The sequence below is a fragment of the Coleofasciculus sp. F4-SAH-05 genome (genome assembly GCF_040222985.1).
GTDB classification, from domain to species: domain Bacteria; phylum Cyanobacteriota; class Cyanobacteriia; order Cyanobacteriales; family Coleofasciculaceae; genus Coleofasciculus; species Coleofasciculus chthonoplastes.
Genome location: NZ_JAVKBY010000181.1, coordinates 1 through 19,732, shown reverse-complemented (window position 1 = coordinate 19,732; position 19,732 = coordinate 1). Strand labels below are relative to the sequence as shown.

Annotated in this window: 15 protein-coding genes and 4 pseudogenes; 9 read left to right on the top strand and 10 right to left on the bottom strand. The window is 44.7% G+C overall.

What is annotated here, in order from left to right:
- Positions 1–42: 42 nt before the first annotated feature.
- From RIG27_RS21415 to RIG27_RS21395, 5 genes are all read right to left on the bottom strand, one after another.
- On the bottom strand, positions 43–270 hold the full coding sequence (locus tag RIG27_RS21415; RefSeq protein WP_446343509.1) for a hypothetical protein: 228 nt from the start codon (positions 268–270) through the stop codon (positions 43–45).
- Between the two features lie 2 nt (positions 271–272).
- On the bottom strand, positions 273–1,448 hold the full coding sequence (locus tag RIG27_RS21410) for an AAA family ATPase (RefSeq protein WP_446348500.1): 1,176 nt from the start codon (positions 1,446–1,448) through the stop codon (positions 273–275).
- 259 nt (positions 1,449–1,707) lie between these two features.
- Positions 1,708–4,812, bottom strand: coding sequence for a phosphoenolpyruvate carboxylase (gene ppc / locus RIG27_RS21405; protein ID WP_446348498.1), 3,105 nt, complete (start codon positions 4,810–4,812; stop codon positions 1,708–1,710).
- A 154-nt stretch (positions 4,813–4,966) separates the two neighbouring features.
- Positions 4,967–5,848 (bottom strand): Uma2 family endonuclease, encoded by an 882-nt coding sequence (locus RIG27_RS21400; protein WP_446348496.1) that lies wholly within the window; start codon positions 5,846–5,848, stop codon positions 4,967–4,969.
- A 60-nt stretch (positions 5,849–5,908) separates the two neighbouring features.
- Complete coding sequence (locus tag RIG27_RS21395; RefSeq protein ID WP_446348494.1) at positions 5,909–6,160, bottom strand: hypothetical protein; 252 nt, start codon at positions 6,158–6,160, stop codon at positions 5,909–5,911.
- A gap of 222 nt (positions 6,161–6,382) precedes the next feature.
- On the opposite strand from RIG27_RS21395, the gene RIG27_RS21390 reads away from it, so the two are divergent.
- The 3 genes from RIG27_RS21390 (at position 6,383) to RIG27_RS21380 (ending at position 11,641) form a co-directional block, all read left to right on the top strand.
- A complete protein-coding gene (locus tag RIG27_RS21390) occupies positions 6,383–9,427 on the top strand; it encodes a DUF1574 domain-containing protein (protein ID WP_446348492.1) in 3,045 nt (1,014 codons plus the stop codon).
- Between the two features lie 254 nt (positions 9,428–9,681).
- Positions 9,682–11,199: an MBOAT family O-acyltransferase gene (locus tag RIG27_RS21385; protein WP_446348538.1), complete on the top strand. Its 1,518-nt coding sequence runs from the start codon at positions 9,682–9,684 to the stop codon at positions 11,197–11,199.
- Positions 11,200–11,380: 181 nt separating this feature from the next.
- Complete coding sequence (locus RIG27_RS21380) at positions 11,381–11,641, top strand: hypothetical protein (RefSeq protein WP_446348490.1); 261 nt, start codon at positions 11,381–11,383, stop codon at positions 11,639–11,641.
- A 346-nt stretch (positions 11,642–11,987) separates the two neighbouring features.
- Here the strand turns inward: RIG27_RS21380 and RIG27_RS21375 are convergent, their stop codons facing one another.
- Positions 11,988–13,694 carry an ABC transporter permease gene (locus RIG27_RS21375; protein ID WP_446348488.1) on the bottom strand — a complete coding sequence of 569 codons (1,707 nt, stop codon included), beginning with the start codon at positions 13,692–13,694 and terminating at the stop codon, positions 11,988–11,990.
- A gap of 313 nt (positions 13,695–14,007) precedes the next feature.
- Between RIG27_RS21375 and leuB the strand changes: the two genes are divergently transcribed.
- The 3 genes and pseudogenes from leuB to RIG27_RS21360 all read left to right on the top strand — a co-directional run.
- Positions 14,008–15,099 (top strand): 3-isopropylmalate dehydrogenase, encoded by a 1,092-nt coding sequence (gene leuB / locus RIG27_RS21370; RefSeq protein ID WP_446348486.1) that lies wholly within the window; start codon positions 14,008–14,010, stop codon positions 15,097–15,099.
- A gap of 149 nt (positions 15,100–15,248) precedes the next feature.
- Entirely contained in the window at positions 15,249–15,455 is a 207-nt protein-coding gene (locus RIG27_RS21365; RefSeq protein ID WP_446348536.1) for a hypothetical protein, read from the top strand.
- 94 nt (positions 15,456–15,549) lie between these two features.
- Positions 15,550–15,666, top strand: a pseudogene (locus RIG27_RS21360) (AAA-like domain-containing protein); the annotation flags it as partial.
- 530 nt (positions 15,667–16,196) lie between these two features.
- On the opposite strand, the gene RIG27_RS21355 reads toward RIG27_RS21360, so the two are convergent.
- Positions 16,197–17,378, bottom strand: a complete 1,182-nt coding sequence (locus RIG27_RS21355; RefSeq protein WP_446348484.1) for an RNA-guided endonuclease InsQ/TnpB family protein — start codon at positions 17,376–17,378, stop codon at positions 16,197–16,199.
- 51 nt (positions 17,379–17,429) lie between these two features.
- Between RIG27_RS21355 and tnpA the strand changes: the two genes are divergently transcribed.
- Together tnpA and RIG27_RS21345 are read left to right on the top strand one after the other, a co-directional pair.
- Entirely contained in the window at positions 17,430–17,864 is a 435-nt protein-coding gene (gene tnpA, locus RIG27_RS21350; protein ID WP_446348482.1) for an IS200/IS605 family transposase, read from the top strand.
- 104 nt (positions 17,865–17,968) lie between these two features.
- Positions 17,969–18,424 (top strand): annotated as a pseudogene (locus RIG27_RS21345) (AAA-like domain-containing protein); the annotation flags it as partial.
- A gap of 114 nt (positions 18,425–18,538) precedes the next feature.
- On the opposite strand, the pseudogene RIG27_RS21340 reads toward RIG27_RS21345, so the two are convergent.
- From RIG27_RS21340 to RIG27_RS21330, 3 genes and pseudogenes are all read right to left on the bottom strand, one after another.
- Positions 18,539–18,769, bottom strand: a pseudogene (locus RIG27_RS21340) (element excision factor XisI family protein); the annotation flags it as partial.
- A pseudogene (locus tag RIG27_RS21335) lies at positions 18,757–19,026 on the bottom strand (element excision factor XisH family protein); the annotation flags it as partial. The pseudogenes RIG27_RS21335 and RIG27_RS21340, both read right to left, overlap by 13 nt.
- 136 nt (positions 19,027–19,162) lie before the next feature.
- Positions 19,163–19,408: a helix-turn-helix domain-containing protein gene (locus tag RIG27_RS21330; protein WP_446335905.1), complete on the bottom strand. Its 246-nt coding sequence runs from the start codon at positions 19,406–19,408 to the stop codon at positions 19,163–19,165.
- Between the two features lie 115 nt (positions 19,409–19,523).
- Here RIG27_RS21330 and RIG27_RS21325 point away from each other — a divergent pair.
- On the top strand, positions 19,524–19,732 hold a 209-nt coding region (locus RIG27_RS21325), incomplete at its 3' end, for a hypothetical protein (protein ID WP_446348480.1).

The window sequence follows — 19,732 nt, the reverse complement described above, 5'->3', positions numbered from 1 at the left end:
CTATAACAATATTTTTCGCCTGAATTCCTTCTACAAAAATCTTTAGGCTGGGATTTCGGATTGAAACGCTTCTTTAAATTTGCTAGAAGCACAATAGTCAAATACTTTTAACCAATTGCTATAATTTTCAACTCTGTTTTTATCGGTTTCATCCCTGAGAGGTAACAGGGGGTTAACCACAATATCAGGATTATTAAAATACCCGATTAAAATATTTTCAATAACCACTTGATCCGTTATGCCTTCTGCTATCAAGCCAAAAGTTGTCATCGCTAGAAATTTTTCGGAAGTCCGCCGATGTAGCCTCTCATGAATGCTTCTGATAATTTTACCGGATCTTGTCCTTCCAGAGGAGTGGGCTTTTCAACAGGTCTAGCTTTGGTATGTCCAAATTTATTCCGATAAATAACCCAGAGTTGTTGCTCCGGATCATCTAAGTCTAATCCATCTAAAATTGCTGGATTATGGTTGGTAACGATAAATTGCTTATCATACTTTTTGGCTAACTGGACTAACTCTCGCATTAACTGGCTGCATAATTTGGGGTTCAGCGAAGCGTCAATATTATCTATTGCAAAAAAACGCGGTGTATCGTCACTAATAAAAAGCGCAAAGTAAAACAATAAAAATAGAAATCCTTCATTGGCACTTTTTTGGTCAAAGGCAGATAAGTCGGGATCTAAATACCTATCTTTTGTCTTCAGGGTTTTTTCACTATCAAGGAAATCGGAATGAATGGTGAAATCCTCAAACCAAAACAGTAGTCTTAGTTTTTCTTTGAGTTCATTAATTTTACTTTGAACTAAACTCAATACTTTGAGGAGTTTAAATAAGCCTTCGCCATTAATTCCTAGGGGTTGAATTTGCCCTTCTTTCTCAAACTGTCTTAACGCAAAATTTTCTGGAGAGTAAATCAAAAAAAGATTCAATCCTATTTGTTTGATTGTTTTTGGTAGAATTATTTTTTCTTTTACCATTAAAGCATCAATGGCGTTGAAATCAATGACTTCATCCCTCAACAGATTTCTCTGAAGGTGATTTATATAACGTTGTATTTCACTATTGACAATTTTTTCTCCTGTTTCTTTATCAACATCTATATCTACTTTTTCTATCAACCATGAAGAATATGGTTGATTGTTATTTTGAAGGACATAACCAAATTTAAAATCCGAATTTTTTACGTAAAAATTAATTTTTATTCCTTGGGTAATCTGCTCTTTATCGAAAGCTGAACGCATATATTCCGGGTTGGTAACCCTGATGCCCCTTGAAAACAAAAATTCATTATCTAATTTATCATTTGCAGCGGCTGAGGCTAAAGCGATCGCTTCGAGTATATTACTTTTACCCGAACCATTTTCACCGATTAATACGGTTACACGCCCCAAGCCTAACTTTAGCTTTTGAATGGATTTGTAGTTTTCTATATTGATTTCTTGGAGCATAAGTCTAGAGTATTGGCTGGGTCATTTGTGTTGGGTTTCCTATCGTCAACCCAACCTACAACCTTTTCCACCGTAGGGGCGCACCGACGTGCGCCCGATTCAATGGTAATATCTATTCCACAATTTTAGCCGTGCCGCGCCAGTTGAGGGCGACCCGATCCAATTGAGTTTATTGGTGTTGTTCATTAGTGCAGGCGGGTCGCCCCTACAACGACCAATGACAAAGGACAAAGGACTAATGACCAATTACCAATGACAATCAACCTGTATTCCGCATACCCGCAGCAATCCCGTTAATCGTCAACAACGCGCCCCGCAGTAACTCTCCTTTACTATACCGAGATTGAACAAACCCCGATGCCATCTGACTGCTATGCTGGCGCAACCGTTTCAGCAAAGAGACTTGCAAGAAACCCAGGGGAACAATCGTACCATTCCGCAAGTGTACCGATCGCTGTAACTCTGGATCACCATCCAGTAAATGCTTATGTCCGGTAATTAACAAGATTAACTCACGAGTCAAGTTAAATTCCTCGCTAATTTGCTGGAATAATCGATCAAACCGTTCTCGATCATCGGGATGGGACAATTTCTCCACATAATGACCCGCAATTTGCAAATCCACTTTTGCCAACGTCATCTCTACCTTGGAAATGACCATCTTAAAGAAGGGCCACTTGAAGTAAAAATAACGCAACAGCTTCAAATTTTCTTCGGGTTCCTCATCCAAAAACCCTTTCAACGCCGCACCCACGCCATACCAACTGGGTAATAAGAAACGACTTTGTGTCCAACTAAACACCCAAGGAATTGCCCGCAGACTGCTAAAATCTTTCTTACCACCGCGACGAGTGGGACGGGAACTGATTTGCAACTGACTAATTTCCTGAATGGGCGTCACTTCATTAAAGAAATCCAAGAAATCCGGCTGCTCATACACAAACCCCCGATAATGTTGGCGCGATCGCACCGCCAATTCTTCCATAATTTCGTTCCACGGTTCCAGGTTGTCAAAACCGCTTCCCAGCAAACTCGCTTGAATCACCGCCGTGGTTATGGTTTCCAGGTGATAAAGTGCCAACTCCGGCAAAGAATACTTCGACGCCAGCACCTCGCCCTGTTCCGTAATCTTAATCCGTCCCTGGATACTCCGCCCCGGTTGCGCCAGAATCGCCTCATACGTCGGTCCACCGCCCCGCCCGACGGAACCGCCGCGTCCATGGAAAATACGTACAGCAATCCTATAGTCTTCGGCAATTTGCTGTAGGGCTTTTTGGGCTTTGTGAATTTCCCAATTACTGCTTAAGAACCCAGAATCCTTATTACTGTCTGAGTAGCCCAGCATTATCTCCTGCAACGGTTGAGGATAAGATGGGAAAGCCGGGGAATTCTCATCACCCATCGCTCTTTCGCACTCCTCCAACGCCTGATAACCGCCGGCTAAACACGCTCGATACAGGGGTAACTCAAACAGGGATTTCATCACCCTTGGCGCTCGTTTTAAGTCGTCTACGGTTTCAAATAAGGGGACAACCTGAATACTACTCCTTCCGGTTGCTGGATCATAGAGTCCAGCTTCCTGAGCCAACAGCAACACTTCCAACAAGTCGCTGGCTTCGTGACTCATGCTAATAATATAGGTTTGGCAAATTTGTTCACCAAACTCTTGTTGTAGTCGCCGCAACATGCGGAACGTTTCAATGATTTCACAGGCTTCGGCAGAAAAGGGGAGTTCAGCCGGAATTAAAGGGCGGCGCGTGGGTAACTCTTTGGTTAACCATTCGGTGCGTTCGGCTTCAGATAATTCGTTATAGGGCTTGGGTAGAATTTGTAGATAGTCGGTAATCTCGTGCAGCGTATCACTATGACGAGAACTTTCCTGACGAATGTCTAGGTGTGCCAGATTAAACCCATAAATTTCCACCTGACAGATGAGCGTCTCAAGTTCCTGACAACTTAACCCCGTTTCGGCTAGATTCCGTTGAATCAGTTGTAACTCTGCCAAAAACTCTTGGTCAGAGTTGTAAAAGCAGGGGTTCGTTATTTCTAGACCAATTGGCTGTAGGGGTTGGCTCTGAGACAGGTGGAGATTACGCTCCAGTGTATTTTCCAGTCGTTGCTGAATGTAGGAAAGTTTGAGGCGATAGGGTTCTTGACGGTAACGAATCGCTAATTGTTCATAAACCTCCGGTATTTGGGAGCGATCTTGTTCCAGAGAGTCCAATAGTTCCGGTAGGACATCACTCCAGTGCAATGACAAGCTCAACAAATTGGTCAGATGTTTAACTGAGTAGATATATTTTTCCAGAACCAGATTTCTCTGATAACAAGCCGTTTGCCAGGTCACTTCCGGTTTAACTGAGGGGTTTCCATCCCGATCCGCTCCCACCCAAGAGCCAAACTTACAGAAGTTTTTCCGGGGTGGATTCAGCCAGGGAAAAGACGATTGTATACCCTGTTTTAAGCGCTGATAGAGTTGGGGAATGGCATCAAACAAGACTTCTTGAAAATAGTGGAGGGTGTAATCCACCTCATCCAGAACCGTGGGCTTAAATTGATGCAGTTCATCGGTACGCCACCACAGCCGAATCTCTTCTCTAAGTTGTTCGGTGTAGTCTTCTACTTCCCAGGATGAGTTCAACCCTAAAGCCCGTGATGCTTCCTCGGCTTGGTCAAGCTGTTGCAGGATTGTAGAAATACGCCGTTGTTTTTGTCGAATCGTATGTCGGACAATTTCTGTCGGGTGTGCGGTAAAGACTAGGCGAATATCCAGATTATCAATTAGCCGCTGAATATGCTGGGGGGGTACGTTGAGGTTGCGTAGATAAGGAAATAGCCAATGGAAGGTACTGTTGGTATTTGTGGCTTTTCTATCGTCCTGCCAACGTTTTTCTAATAAATCCGCCATGGGTTCACTCCCGGATGGTTTAGCATCGTCACCGTTCTTGGATGCTTGGAGTGAACTGCCATTCGCTTTCATCGAGGTGCGATCGCTCCCCGTTAATGTATTGTAGGTAGCCCGTCGTAAAAGTTGTTGATCGCGCTGTTCGTAATGTTGTTCAACACCATTAATCAGTTGGAAATAAAGCGCAAAAGCACGAGATGCCCGAATCGCGGCGTTCAGGTCAAGCCCTTCGATCACTTCCGGAATCGATGAAAGCGAAAACCCTGTGGCTTGTCCTTCTGGCGAACTTAATTGGCGCAAAGACGCCAGCAAATCGACCAGTTCTTGACCACATTCAGAAAGGAGAACCGACTCCCACAACTGTTCCACAACTTTGATGCGGTGACGCAACAGGAGTTTGGATTGGGATGTAGATGGGATGGTCAATTCCTGATTGGATGAGTGGAGGAGAGAACTCATAGGGTCTGTTGGCAGTAAGACAAGGATGATCCATTGTACGGGGTTAATGCTAACCTGTATAGTTTTATTCTTGACAAATTTCTTCCAGGGAACAGAGGGAACTGGGGGAGCCGGGGGAGACGTTAGCTATTGGCGTTATTTCTGCCTTCTTGCACTAGAAAGAGCCAAGATTATCGGGATCAATGCCTAATTCTCGCAAACGTTGTGCCAATTGCTGGGCGCGTTCTTCGGCAGCGATCGCCTGCTCTTGGGCTAGTCGAGCGAGTTGGGCTTCCTGTTGGGCACGTTCTTCAGCAGCAATTGCCCGTTGTTCAGCTAATAGCGCTTGTTCTTGGGCAGCAATTGCCCGTTGTTCAGTTAATATCGCTTGTTCATTATCTGTGGGAATCAACTCTCCTGAAGGTGTCATCCATCGCAACCAGCGTCCGTTAATCTCACGAAATCGTCCTGACCATAATCCCAAGCTTAGTCCTAACTCGGGTATCACCAACCTATTATCGGTTAAATTTACCCGTTGATAATTCCCCTCCACTAAATGGAAAATTTGCAGTTCATGAGTATAGCGGCTAAAAATAACGTAGTAGGGGACTCGTAAAATCTTTTCGTAAACCTGCCATTTTGAGGGTGGACTTCCCGCTTGGGGTACTGTGCGTCCCAAATCCTCACCCTCCGTACCCGGAGATAATAACTCCACCACGACAAAAGGACTAATTTGCTCTTGCCAAATCACATAACTTAAGCGCAACTCTCGCTGTTCATACAAGCGCGGAATCCCCACAACGCCAAACCAATCAGGACGCTTGTACCAGTGGGTATGATTCACATCATAATAAAGATTCAAATCGCAGGCAGAAAACACCTGCTCCCAATTCCAATGAGTTGGTTGAAAGGTTAAAAGGAGTAAAAGCGGTTGAAAAAAGTGAAACTCATCGGGCAATCCAGGGTCCTCCGGATTATCACTGGGTAAATCGTACATTGTCGGCAAGGTTTGCCGGGGAGAATCTGGGGGATTAGATTGGGTGGGCAGACGAATCATAATGATGTGAGGGATTAATTGGAGTAAAATCTACTTCACAATTTTAGCTGTGTTACGCCACTACTGGCTCTGCACGCAGTCGTTAGAGGAGGGCGGGGGATCTGGGAAGGGTAAAATCGGTAAGCGATCGCCCCGAAAGACTTCCTCGCTGGCTTCCCCTACCTGTTGCAGCCATGAGCCAATTGTGTTTAGGGAAATCACCCCTACAATCATTGGACCTGTCGCTAAACTTAATAAGAGGTCTGCTGAATGTTTAGCGGACTCCGGTAAGGGGTTGACTGCTACCTGTGGATCTGGGTTCACTGATGCCATAACTAAAATTCAACCTCGCACGAACAACAGTTAATTGTTGACAAAGACCAAGACCGATCCCAATTTGATACTAGACTATAGTTGCTCCCAATTTCCCAGCTCCCAGACGCGCCATGGCACGTCTCTACCCCCTCTGCCCCTAACTCCCCCGTTTTTTGCGCTCATGTGCAATCATGAGAGAAAAAATCAGCCGCCGTCATCAGTTCAGGTAACAAATTTGTAATGTTGGATGTCGAAGAGCGCAACTACAACAATCATCCGTCCTCTTTGGCTCAATGGGTATACGATGCCATCGGTCAACCGGGGGTGTGCCTGAGAGTCCGGTTACGAGGGAATAATTTACATATTCTTTGTGAAAGCCGTGAACGTATTCCCGCTCAAACAGTCGTCAATCGCTTACTCCAAGCTCTTAAAGCTCAGCCAGAAACGACGAGCTTTCCGCTCGATCTGGAAACCCCGATCTACCAAATTATTATCTACGGGCGTCAAGTTTCCCAATCACGTCCGGAATGGGTCAAGGAAATTCGCCTCAACACCGATACCCATGACACTGAATCTCGTCCTGAGTCCTCGTGGGAAACAACACCCGCTCAGTCAGCGTTTGTCATCTCCCATGAAAGTCTTGCCCGTTCTGGTTCCCCAGATGCGATCGCAAGGTATCTCAGTGCTAATCTGAGTCATTTGGGTGTGAGTGTCAATGTCCAGATTCAGGACTTGCCAACGAAGGACAATCGAGAACAGTCCCTCGTCAAGCAAAAACCAAAAATCCCGTCCCAGTCCTCACCACCTTACCATCGGCGGCTGTGGGTTATCTGTACGTCGAACTATAGCCCGGATGTGGCATTACTGTCTGAGCCTATTGTGCAGCAGTTACGCTCTCTGGAACTGACGGAGTTTAGAGATGCCGCCATCAGCGCTCAAGTTCGCGGAGAAGCCACTCCAGAATGGATGGTGCGGGTGGATTTGACACCCACTGACGTGATGCTCAAGGATTGGGCGCGTTGGGGAGATGTGCAAGCGATCGCCACGCTATCAAATCAAATGCTAGCGCAAGTCGGGATGACGGTGCGGGTGGTCTTGAAAGAAACAACCCTACATCTGTTTTGCAGTGCCTTGGATCTGGGCAAAACCCCCGTTCCCGACCAAGCCACTGCCATGAATGCGATCGCGCCTCTACTCAAATCATTAAAGCCCCAAGGGATTAAAGCGGCAACCATTTATGGCGTTGAATCCGATTACTTTTCCCTCGAACCCGAACCGGAACAACCCGTCTGGGTGGATTGGGTAACCTTACCCGCTAGTGAACACACCCAACTCGCTTCATCCAGCTATACATCAGGACAACAGGGCAATCTTAATGCCCTCACCTTTTTATTACAACGGTTGCTCAATCCAGATTTGGATCAGCGACTAGCCACGGGTGGGATTCAGCTCAAAGTGCGTCGTCAACACGACTTGCTGCACATTATGAGCGAAGCACCCCTGTGTCCCTCTAAAGCGCAAGTGAGTCTACCCATTGTACGGCTGCTGCGTCAGCTTGCCATCCCCAATATCGCTGGAGTCCGGATTTACGGACGTTCTGCTGGCTCAACCTCTCCCGCCTGGAATTATGGGGTAGATTTTACCGAACGCCGACGGTTGACGTCAGAATCCACTCCCGAATTTGTTACCTCTAATACAGACATTAGCGAGTTAGTTGTTCCCACTGAGCAATCAGTATCGCGTCGGCATAGACCAGACACAACGCTCAAAGATGATTTACAGCGCAGGTCAAAAACCGCCGTTGGCGCAATTGGACGCTGGTTGTGTTCAACCCAGCTTTTTGTCCCCACCCCAGACAATCAACGTGTCACCGTCGATACCCAACGCACCAGTTCTGAATCGTCACAAGCGGTAAAAGTGTCATTGGTGTGGGGGATTATGGGACTATTGCTGATGTTTCTCATTGATCGACCCGTTGGTCGCATCCTGCAACCCCAAGGCAGTTTATCCAGGCGAGATGCGGTATCAGCAGCAGAGGAGTCACCAATTCCTGTAGATTTGGCTGAACTCTCCTTACAACAGGACAACAATGAGAATGCCGCAGACTTCAACGCCTCTGGATTTACCCGTGAAGGAGACAAAAGAATCATCATTGATGATTCCTTACCCTCAGAACGAGGGGATGCGACGCAAGCGGCGATGTTAGCCCTCGCCCGTTCCTCGAATCCCCCGTTTAATAACCAACTACTCGATCAAAAGTTAGCCCTTTACCAAGAGCGTCTACAACAAGGAAATCGCCCTGATGTGTTAATTATGGGCAGTTCCCGAGCCATGCGCGGCATTGATCCGGTGGCATTAGAAGAGGCGTTAGCGGTTGAGGGGTATTCAGGCATTGATGTGTTTAATTTCGGCATTAATGGTGCCACAGCTCAGATTGTAGACTTAATGACGCGCCGGATTCTCACCCCGGATCAATTGCCGAAATTAATTATCGTGGCAGATGGCGCTCGCGCCTTTAATAGTGGTCGAGTTGATGCTACCTTTGATGCGATCGCAGATTCAGAAGGCTACCGTCAGCTTAATGCTGGTACATTTCCCAATACCTCCTCTCAGACGTCCGCCCAAGCCAACCAAACCTCCCAGCCGTTGGCAGCATTAAGGAGAAGTTATCAATCCATTGACGAGGGAACGAATAAACTTTTAGCCGGACTATCCTTAACCTATCCCCAACGCGATCAACTCAAATCCCTGTTAAGAGATCAGTTTACCGCTCTGGTCAAACAAACATTGCCAAATGTTGCCAGTTCTGGTCAACCCAAGCCCAGTTTAGACCAGGATATGTCCATTGATATTGATATGGATGGTTTCTTGCCCTTATCCATTCGCTTTGACCCAGAAACTTACTATCAGAACCATCCCAGAGTTGCGGGGGCGTATGATGGCGATTATCAATCATTCCAGCTTCGGGGTAAGCAAGATCAGGCATTTGATGCCCTGTTAACATTTGCTCAGGAACATAACATTACTGTGGTTTTTGTGAATCTACCCTTAACCAATGATTACTTAGATCCAGTCCGCCTGAAGTACGAACAGCAATTTAAGCAATACATGCACGCGAATGCTATTGAACGGGAACTCATTTTTCGGGATTTAAGTGAATTCTTACTCGGCAAACCCGATCATTTTTCTGACCCCAGTCATCTGAATCGCTTCGGAGCTTATGAAGTTTCTAATCAGTTGGCGAAAGATCCGATGATTCCTTGGGCGTTATTAGTTGGGGATTAGTTAATTTGTCATTTGTCATTTGTCCTTCGTCATTTGTCATTTGTCATTTGTCATTTGTCATTTGTCCTTCGTCATTTGGAAACTGTAGGGGCGACCCGCTTGCTCTAATTTCCAACACTAATCCTTCAATTAGGTCGGGTCGCCCTTTACTATTCCCCATTGCCCATTCCCCATTCCCTATTCCCTATTCCCCATTGCCCATTGCCCATTCCCTATTCCCTATTCCCTATTCCCTATTCCCTATTCCCGAAAAAATGGCATTTATCTCCATCACTTATGGATTATTCTTGCTAGGTGTCCTGTTTATTTACTGGAGCCAGCGTTCTTCATCGTGGCGATTATGGGTACTCCTAGTTGCCAGTTTACTTTTTTATAGCAGCTTACAAATTCAATACATTCCGCTGCTATTAGTCATAGTTTGGCTCAATTTTTACTTGGGGCAGAAAATTGCGGTCAATACATCCCCTGGGTCCCATCTCAACAATAACCGTCTCTCCAATGAAGAGTGGTTAATGGCACAAGAACTTTGGAATCAGCAACGTTTGAGACTCTTGTGGCTAGGGATTGGATTAAATATTCTCTGTTTGGTCAGCTTCAAGTATGTTCCGTTTATCCTGACCAATATCTCCGCCCCCTTAAATTTAACCGTGGGACAAGAGGGAGCAAGTTGGATTAACGATCACCTCATTGCTCCGTTAGGACTTTCGTTTTTTGTTTTTGAATGTATTGCCTATCTCATTGATGTATATCGAGGCGCACCTGCAACACGCCAAGGCTTACAATTTGCGACTTACAAACTATTTTTTCCTAAACTAATTTCTGGTCCCATTACTCGCTACCATCAGTTTGCAAATGAGTTGAAAGACATCCAGTTTCCTAGTTTTGATCGCTTGAGTGAAGGGTTATGGTTAATTGCCAGTGGTGCGGTGAAAAAGGCACTTTTAGCGGATCGAATCGGGATTTTTGTTGATCTGTGTTTTGGCAACTTAGAACGGGCGGGTAGTGGTGATTTGTGGCTGGCTATTTTTGCCTATGGATTACAACTATATCTGGATTTCAGCGGCTATGTCGATATTGCCCGGGGGAGTGCTATCCTCATGGGATTTAACCTGCCAGAAAACTTTAATTTTCCTTACTTTAGTACCAGCATTGCCGATTTCTGGCGACGCTGGCATATTACGTTAGGGGATTGGATTCGCAACTATCTCTATTTTCCCTTAGGTGGGTCACGGAAAGGATTGAGTCGAACCTGTCTCAACTTGTTTGTAGTCATGCTGATTATTGGCATTTGGCATGGTGCAGCTTGGGGATTTGTCGTGTGGGGAGGATTGCACGGTTTGGCTTTGGTGGTGCATCGCTTAACCCAGACTTTATCAGAACGCTTCGCCTGGTTAAAAGCATGGTGGCAAACCGGATTGGGTGTGTTAGTGGCGTGGGCAATTACTCAATGGATGGTGTTCATGTCCTGGATTTGCTTCCGCTTACCCAATCTCAAGCAAGCTGGGTTTGTGATTCAGAATCTCTGGGGTCAACCCGCTGATGTGCAGTTTGCCGAAAATGTTTATTTGACCGCCTTTGGCTTACAACGCTTTGAGTTGACACTGTTATTGAGCTTTGTCACCTTGTTGATGGCAGGTGTTTATGGAATTCATCGGGGTTTGAAGTTACAACTCAACTGGCCCCTAAAGTTGCTATTGGTGCCTCTTTGCCTGTATGCGGTTTGGTTACTGGCACCTGAAGGGGGTTTACCTTATATTTACTTTGATTTTTGATTTCTACATTCGTTCAACACTTCACAAGGTAAAATCTAATAAGTTTCAATGTTTCATTTCCGAGTAAGCTGTTCGGCATTTAAACGTTAATGTCAATAATGGCGAAATCGTTGTAGTGCGAGCATCTTGCTCGCTACTAATACCCAATTTAAATGCATGACAGCTTAATCAGGAGCATTTTATGCCATTCAAAGTCACTGGACGAGTTTACGAATCTGAAAGTGGTTTAGGGATTCCTAACCTAATAGTCGAAGCATTTGATAAAGATATCGCCAAGAGCGATAACTTGGGGTATGTGAAGACCAATAGTCAGGGACAATTTGAAATCACCTACACAGAAGCAGATTTTAAAAGCCTGTTTGAACGATTTGAAGGCAATCCCGACTTATATATTGTTGTCCAAACACCTTGGACTTTGGACAAAAAAACTACATTTGCGTAAAAGTTACGCAAATGTAGTTTAAGGTTAATTAAGAGGAATTAATTTGACTATGACCGAAAAGTTTTAGTCGTCTTTGACTCCCTCATTTTCCCCAGAGATATCCGGCTCTGTTTCTCCCCCAAAACAAACATCTAAATAACTTTCTTGGAGAGAATTAATAACTCTTTCCAATTCGTCGATAAGGCCCCACTCCGTCGGTATTTCTGAGCTTTTCAACAAGCTGAGATAGAGAAGCTATTGTCTCTTGTTTTATTTGCGTAAACAATACGCAAATTTGTTAATTTTGTCCAAAGTCCAATCCAAGGGTCTAGCCAAAACAATTCTAGTAGAGACAGTGATGATTCAATTACTGAATCTCTAAGGGCATCCGCCCAGATAGTAAGGCTTTGGTTGAAGACTCACCTGCTTTTTTCAACTGTTGCGTTAGTTGCAGATTCAACACGACTAAAGCCAGGGATTGACCAACGAGGGCGAATAATACTGACGTTCCCGCCGCATATTCGATGCTAGCCCAAGGAAACGCCGAAAATAGCCATACCGCAGGTTCTACTGATGGGGACATGGACAACACTTCCAGAATAATCGGCGGTAAGATAATCAGTCCACTAACCACCGTTGCTGCCCAAACCGCCCGCTTTGGTGTTTTCATCAACAGCACAAGCTGTCCAATTGAAGCATAGAAAACAATGAGACTGACCGTAACGAACACAGCCAAAATCGCGGGTGTCTTGTATTCACTGGGCGACCACAGCAGAATCCATGGCAGTAAAATAGCAGACGCGATCGCTAAATTCAAGAAAATCGCCACAGGAGCAGGACTGGTTTTGCCCCAGATTAAGTCTGCCATAATTCCAGCCTTGCGGGACGAGCGTTTGGCATGGCGGTAACGCGCCCAATCTTGCATCGTCTGGCGATGGGGACTCAACGCTGCTATTAACCCTAAAAACAGGATCAAATTAAACACCAGCAGGATTTCCAGATTCTCAAACAATCCTTCGGCATACGTTCTCCAATTTGTCACCTGAGGATTTAGGGCAAATCCAAGAATCATCACTTCCAAGCAAGCTGTTAACCGATAACTTTGTCGCTTACTCAATAAGGTAGCCGTAGGGTTGTGAAAATTTCGATTTAATCCCTGCCAAATCCAGTAACTCCATAAACCCGCATTGAGAATAGCAAATCCCGCCATCATCCAGATTGTCTTTCCGATGGGGAGATAAAACCAACCCAAGTCCCAAAAATCACCGTTTGGATACGTATTAACGACATCTATAGAACTCGAATTAATCAGGTACGGTAACAAAATTGCCGGATTAAATAAGGTCAGCAAATCGGTAGGATAATGAGTCATACCCCCGTCAATAACGCTGGTGCTAATCGATAGGAATAGGAGAATTGCGCCACCTCCCAACCACGCTTGAAAACCGCCCAACCCATTACCGACTAAGCCAAATAGTAGCGCCCCACTGAAAAAGAATAGGCAACTGACACCCAGAACCGTGTAGAAGGCTAAAATCTGACTCAAACCAATGTGACCAGCCAAACCCGCCACCAGATGCAAGGGCAAGGCTAGGGCAGCGACTAGGTAAAGTAACAGGGGGACTCCCAATAATTTGCCGCCTAAAATACTCAGCGTTGAACCCGGAGTCAGCCGTAGAAAATTCAGAGTACCCCGACGTTCTTCCTGAGACAAATCACTAATCAGCATATACGTGCCAACGACTAACAGGGCAAAAATCCCGATTAGGCTGAGTCCCCAAAATACATCCTGCCACCAGAATGACCAATTGATCACAAATCCACCAAAACCATCAGATAGACAGGTTGGAATCGTAGAATATTCCTCAGTTGAACCTGTACAATAACGGTTGTAAACCATCATGCTATCTTTAGCCACGGGTAATTGACCCGCGAAAACCATCAGCAACAGTAACTGTCCCAGGAAAGACATGGTGACGGCAATTAAAATATTGCGGGGTTTAAGCCGTCCTTTGATTTCCCGAAATAACTGGGGATTCAATTCGCCCAGTTGGTTAACTAAATTCAGTGCCATCGTAATCTCAGTCTCCGTAGGTAAAAGCTTATAGTGTTCTAACTCGATAAGTTTTGTGCGTCCTCCAGTTGGTTCCCGATGAGCGAATACTCAAAAACTCATCACTACAATTCGTTCTTCTCCTCCTCACCAATCACCTCTTCCCCAATCCCCAATCCCCAATCCCCATTTTCCCGACAAAATTCAAAAATTGAAACATTGATTCCGGTCAGGGGGGTCAATTAGCCGTTATGATAAGAGACTGCCTGGTCAGTCTAATGGTTCAGGTGTCCACGTTTTGAAATTGTCCCCAAGCAAGATTACACGATAAGTTATGGCACAGCAGCACTACCGCATTACCCTTTTGCCCGGTGATGGCATCGGTCCAGAAATTATGGCAGTCGCGGTAGATGTGTTAAAGGTGATTGGCGAACAGTTCGACCTGAGCTTTGAATTTACTGAAGCCTTAATCGGAGGGGAGGCAATTGATGCTACTGGGGAACCCCTACCGACTGACACCCTGGAAAAATGCCGCCATAGCGACGCTGTTTTACTGGCTGCCATCGGCGGTTATCAATGGGATAACCTGCCGCGCCATCAACGCCCGGAAACGGGTTTGTTGGGATTACGAGCAGGATTGGGTTTATTTGCCAATTTACGACCTGCCACCATATTACCCCAACTCATTGATGCCTCAACCTTGAAACGGGAGGTGGTTGACGGGGTGGATATTATGGTGGTGCGAGAATTGACAGGTGGGGTTTATTTTGGTCAGCCGAAGGGTATCTTTACCACTGAAACCGGAGAAAAGCGTGGTGTAAATACGATGGCGTATACAGAAGCCGAAATTGACCGAATTGGACGAGTGGCATTTGAAACCGCTCGCAAACGCCAGGGTAAACTCTGTTCGGTTGATAAAGCTAATGTTCTCGAGGTATCTCAATTATGGCGCGATCGCATCACTCAATTAACGACTGAGTATCCGGATGTGGAGTTATCTCATCTGTATGTTGACAATGCTGCCATGCAGTTAGTCAGGGCACCTAAGCAGTTTGATACGATTGTCACAGGCAATTTATTCGGAGATGTGCTTTCCGACGCCGCCGCGATGCTCACCGGGAGTATTGGCATGTTACCATCTGCCAGTTTAGGGGAAAAAAGACCCGGCGTTTTTGAACCCGTTCACGGTTCCGCGCCGGATATTGCTGGACAAAATAAGGCAAATCCCTTGGCTCAAGTCTTGAGTACGGCGATGATGCTACGCTATGGATTGAATCAACCAACGGCGGCTGACCAAATTGAGCAAGCCGTTTTTAAAGTTTTAGAGAAAGGTAACCGTACAGGGGATATTATGTCAGCAGGAATGACGCTTGTCGGTTGCCAGGAGATGGGAAATGCTTTGATTGAGATCCTCAAACAGCCATAAGTTAAATCAAACAGGAGCGCAGCTACAAGTAATGCAACGAAACGTCCGGCAAGAATCAAGTTGGTGAATTAAACAGTAGGGTTAGGCGGGTGGTATATACATCACAACAATGGCAAGGAGAGTATCAAGAAACTCAGACGGGGCTACCGATGTTGTTAGACCCGGGTCTCCTCAGAGCCGCTCGGCAGATATACCATACCTACTATGATGTTCATCCCCACCTGACCCAACGTCCGATGGGTGTGGCAATTGACCGATTTACTTATCGCGGTAAGTTGATTTTTCGGGCTAAACCGATTCTTTTACCTCAAGAGTGTTTTGTACCACTGAGTCAGCTTGAGGCGGAAATTTATTAGTCATTGGTCATTTGTCATTGGTCATTTGAGCCGAAAAGACGTTTAGCAACTTTTGGAACTCAATACAGAACAGCAACCCTTAAGGTTAAAGTAAGTGGAATTAGATGCCGAGTTAGCGTTTAAATTAGACAGTATGGGGTTAGTGCAGTTACAGGGAAATGAAGCGATTCCGAGGTGCGATTTGTATCGGAATTATTTCCGCGATCGCTTGGGGGATTCAATCGTTCGTACTTCACCCTCATCCCCTAACCCCTTCTCCCATCAAGGGAGAAAGGGAACTCAAGCGTTTCATCATCAACGTAGGGTGCGTTAAGCGCTTATTCAGTGTAAATTGTGAGGATTAAATGAGTTAGCGCCGTAACGCACCAATTTGGGGAAAGAATCAAAGGTGGTTCTTTACGCTACAGGTACACTTACAGCAGATTGCAGGTAAATGAAGTACACCTAAACATTGATACTCATTGATCAGGGGAACAATACTGTACCTCACGAACTTGCAATACGCTGTAACTGTTTGCAAAATGACTCCAAAGCCAGCTATACCAGAATTTTATGCCTTAGTACCCTAAGTTAACTCGAACTAACACCAAAACCTTGCGTAGTAAGATTTTGGGTGTTGTCTGAGGCAATTTAGCATAACAGGTATGGAAGAGCCACCAGAATGCACCAATTCTGGGAGAAATTGACGCTCCCATCGCTAAAAGCGAGGGATTCTCAGTTCCTTGAGTGAATTTACCAAGACTAAGTTTCCTTGTTCTTGGCAGAGATTCTTCTCTCCCTGAGCGTTAATTTCTGTCCGCCCGACAGTATTTGTATTGCCTTAGCTAGGATATTTATAGCTGCATTCTCATCCCTATCTAGAATTGTCCCGCAGCTACAAACATGAGTCCTAACCGATAGCGATTTTTTGACTCTTTGACCACAATTTGAGCAGTCTTGGGAAGTATAGTTAGGAGCGACAGCTACCACTTGCTTCCCAAACAGTTGAGCAAAATATTCAACCCATTCTCGAAACTGAGTCCAACCAGCGTCAGATATCGACTTCGCCAAACAGTGGTTTTTTACCATGTTTCTGACACTTAAATCTTCGTAGGCTATCAAATCGTTAGATTGACACACGCACCGTGCTAGTTTTACCGCATGGTCTTTACGTTGCCTTGAAATCTTTAAGTGTTTCTTCCCAAGTTTAAGCCGATTCTTGTGATATCTCTTCGACTGCGGCTGACCTCTATTGTGTTTTCTAGAGAGGTTTTTTTGTAGACGTTTTAAAGCCTTCTCACTTTTCCTTAGATATCTTGGATTCTCTATTTGATTCCCAACGTAATCCGTATAGAAGTGATTAAGCCCCACATCTAATCCAATTTCTTTGCCTGTAAACTCAACAGATTCTTGACGCTCGATATCAATACAGAATTGAGCGTAATACCCATCGGCTCTACGCACCAAACGTACTCGCTTAATTTGTTCGCTTTGGTAGTAGCTTAAATCTCTTGAACCTACAAGCTTGAGTTTACCTATTCGAGTTCCATCGGTAATAGTAATAGTCTTTTTGTCTTGAGAAATCTTCCAGCCGCTAGTCTTATACTCAACCGAACGACTAAACTTCTTAAACTTTGGATATCCTTTTTTCCCAAGAACTTTCTTTTTACAGTTTCCCAAGAATCGACTGATGCTAGCCCAGGCTCTTTCAGCCATTGACTGCCGAGCCATTGAGTTTAATTCAGCTACAAAGGGGTATTCAGAATTGTCGGCTAAGACTTTGCAGTACTTGTTGAGAGAAAAGCGATTAACTTTCTCTTCGGAAGGTGCATCCATCCAGTAACGTAAGCATTTATTCCGGATGAATTGCCCTGTACGTATCGCTTCATCTATTGCCGAAAACTGGTGTTTATAACCTTTGAGCTTAAACTCGTAGACTAGCATTTATCGACCTTTAAATACTGCTAGACTAATCATAGTTATTTATCCGTACAAATGTCAACCACAAAAACACATAACTACAACAGCAGCCGTAGAGCTGTATACAACCTCACCGTACATCTATTTTTTGTGACAAAATACCGACGCCAGGTACTTAGTGAAACTAGGATACACAGATTAAACGAGGTATTTAGCTCCGCTGCCCAAAAATGGGATTCTAATCTTATTGAATTTAACGGGGAGTCTGACCATGTTCATTTGTTGCTTAGTTATCCTCCCCACAAGCTGTTGAGTAATCTTATCGCTAATTTAAAAGCCACAGCATCTAAGACACTGTGGCGTGAATTTGAATCTGAACTAGCTAAAATTTATAGAAAACGTGTCCTTTGGACAGGTTCCTATTTTGTCGCCAGTTGTGGTGGTTTTACTATTGAGCAACTTAAAGTCTACGTTCAAAACCAAGATTGTCCGGATTCATCCCGTCACTAAAAGTGAGGGTCTTCTCCGGACGTTAAGATAAAGGTGGTGCGTTACGCTACGCTAACGACACCCTACGGAATTACCAGATATACACCGTTTCGGGGGATTTGAGGATGAGTACCGCATCCCATCCAGACTACAGCTATCAAGTCGGCGGGAGTCTTAAACAGGATGATCCCACCTATGTAGTGCGTCAAGCGGATCAGGATTTCTATGAGGCGTTAAAAGCAGGCGAATTTTGCTATGTTCTCAATTCCCGCCAAATGGGTAAATCTAGCTTACGGGTGCAAACCATGCGGCGATTGCAAGCTGAGGGTGTTGCTTGTGGTGTGATTGATATTACCGCTATTGGGAGTCACAATATTGCCCCATCCGAGTGGTATCTGGGTTTAATTCGCCGACTGGCGCGGAGTTTGGGAATTAAGGTTAAGGTGATCAAGTGGTGGAATGAACGGGAGGGATTGTCCCCGACACAGCGTTTGGGTGAGTTTATCGAAACGGTACTGCTAACAGAGATTTCCCAACCGATTGTTATTTTTATTGATGAAATCGATATATCGAGAAGTCTTTAAAGGAAAAAAAATTAAGTAGTCTGGATGAGCAGTTTATTGCTGCTTGTAAAAAGAAGGCAATTGACCAGCAAATTGCGGTAGCAAAAAAGGAAGCGGAATTAGAACAGGAACGGACATATTTCGCTGAATCCAAATTTTGCCATTTTTAATATCTATATGAATGAAACAGTTGTAGACTCTTTTGAGTCCATCCTAACCGATATCTAGAAGCTGATAGTGGTCATGTTCTGTATCAAAAATGAGTTGACACTCTATTTCTGAATCTGACGGCTTTACATCTTCAGCGGTATGAGTATTTAATAGCTGGCGGACTAATGAGCGATATTTTTCTAATTTTTCCATTCACTGATTACCTCTTCAACAGGATCGTAAACAATTAATTTTACTTGATAAAGCTTAACTGCTTCTTTAATAAAAGTTTCTTGGAAAAATGTTCCAAATGTATCAAGAGGAACGGCAAGATAAAGTATTCTCTCTGATTCGGTCATTTGTAATGCCAAGCGATAGTTTAAGAATTGACCTAATGCGGCATGAAAATCTGTAATCACCGAAGTATTAAGAAAACTTTTTATTTCAACGGCTATTTTACGTTCTGCTTCCCACAATTTTTTTATTACAACTAAGCATAATAGTCCGCTTCGTAACAACATCTAACGTTTCTATCGTAGCTCCAAAGCCAAAACATTGTAGAGACGTTGCATGCAACGTCTGGAACAATCTGGACATAACTTCCCTTCAACCTTCCTGATCACTCTTTAAGAAATCACCCACGTACAATCGGATAAATTCTGCTGCTGCATCAGGATTGAGGCTATGAAGTGCTTCAGCAATCTGCACCACGGTTTCAGCAGTGGGATCTCTTTTCTCGTGATACCACTTGAAAATCATCGAACGATCAACTCCCAAGGTTACGGCTAGCTTGTTTTGACTGATGCCGTATGTGTCTAATGTTTGCCTGAGAGCTTGTCCCGCTTTTCCCATGCCTCTAATCGTGTCAGAGGATGGTGAGCAAGTAAATGTTGTCTTATGCGACCACATTTTGCTAGACTCAATGTAGTCTTAGTAGACCACATTTAATTAAACCAGGTGAACTCAAATGCAAGCGTACTTTGTGCCGAATGACAATCAATTGCCCTCAGCCGAGGTTTCTATTCAGGCTTCTACTGATCCCGTTTCCGGGAAAGAATTTATTAAGGTGATGGTTATCGGTTCCCGTAAAGGGATCAACAGCATTATCAAAACGCTGCATCGCTTACGGTTTGCCGATGTGAGGGAGTGGAGTCCACCGATTCCTTATGGTGCTTC

Bases quoted from the DNA above. Each gene is read 5' to 3' on its own strand.
- leuB (WP_446348486.1), top strand. From the start codon at position 14,008: ATGGCACAGCAGCACTACCGCATTACCCTTTTGCCCGGTGATGGCATC.
- tnpA (WP_446348482.1), top strand. From the start codon at position 17,430: ATGTCAACCACAAAAACACATAACTACAACAGCAGCCGTAGAGCTGTA.
- RIG27_RS21390 (WP_446348492.1), top strand. From the start codon at position 6,383: ATGTTGGATGTCGAAGAGCGCAACTACAACAATCATCCGTCCTCTTTG.
- RIG27_RS21375 (WP_446348488.1), bottom strand. From the start codon at position 13,694: ATGGCACTGAATTTAGTTAACCAACTGGGCGAATTGAATCCCCAGTTA.
- RIG27_RS21380 (WP_446348490.1), top strand. From the start codon at position 11,381: ATGCCATTCAAAGTCACTGGACGAGTTTACGAATCTGAAAGTGGTTTA.
- RIG27_RS21330 (WP_446335905.1), bottom strand. From the start codon at position 19,408: ATGGGAAAAGCGGGACAAGCTCTCAGGCAAACATTAGACACATACGGC.
- RIG27_RS21415 (WP_446343509.1), bottom strand. From the start codon at position 270: ATGACAACTTTTGGCTTGATAGCAGAAGGCATAACGGATCAAGTGGTT.
- RIG27_RS21395 (WP_446348494.1), bottom strand. From the start codon at position 6,160: ATGGCATCAGTGAACCCAGATCCACAGGTAGCAGTCAACCCCTTACCG.
- RIG27_RS21355 (WP_446348484.1), bottom strand. From the start codon at position 17,378: ATGCTAGTCTACGAGTTTAAGCTCAAAGGTTATAAACACCAGTTTTCG.
- ppc (WP_446348498.1), bottom strand. From the start codon at position 4,812: ATGAGTTCTCTCCTCCACTCATCCAATCAGGAATTGACCATCCCATCT.
- RIG27_RS21385 (WP_446348538.1), top strand. From the start codon at position 9,682: ATGGCATTTATCTCCATCACTTATGGATTATTCTTGCTAGGTGTCCTG.
- RIG27_RS21410 (WP_446348500.1), bottom strand. From the start codon at position 1,448: ATGCTCCAAGAAATCAATATAGAAAACTACAAATCCATTCAAAAGCTA.
- RIG27_RS21400 (WP_446348496.1), bottom strand. From the start codon at position 5,848: ATGATTCGTCTGCCCACCCAATCTAATCCCCCAGATTCTCCCCGGCAA.
- RIG27_RS21365 (WP_446348536.1), top strand. From the start codon at position 15,249: ATGTTGTTAGACCCGGGTCTCCTCAGAGCCGCTCGGCAGATATACCAT.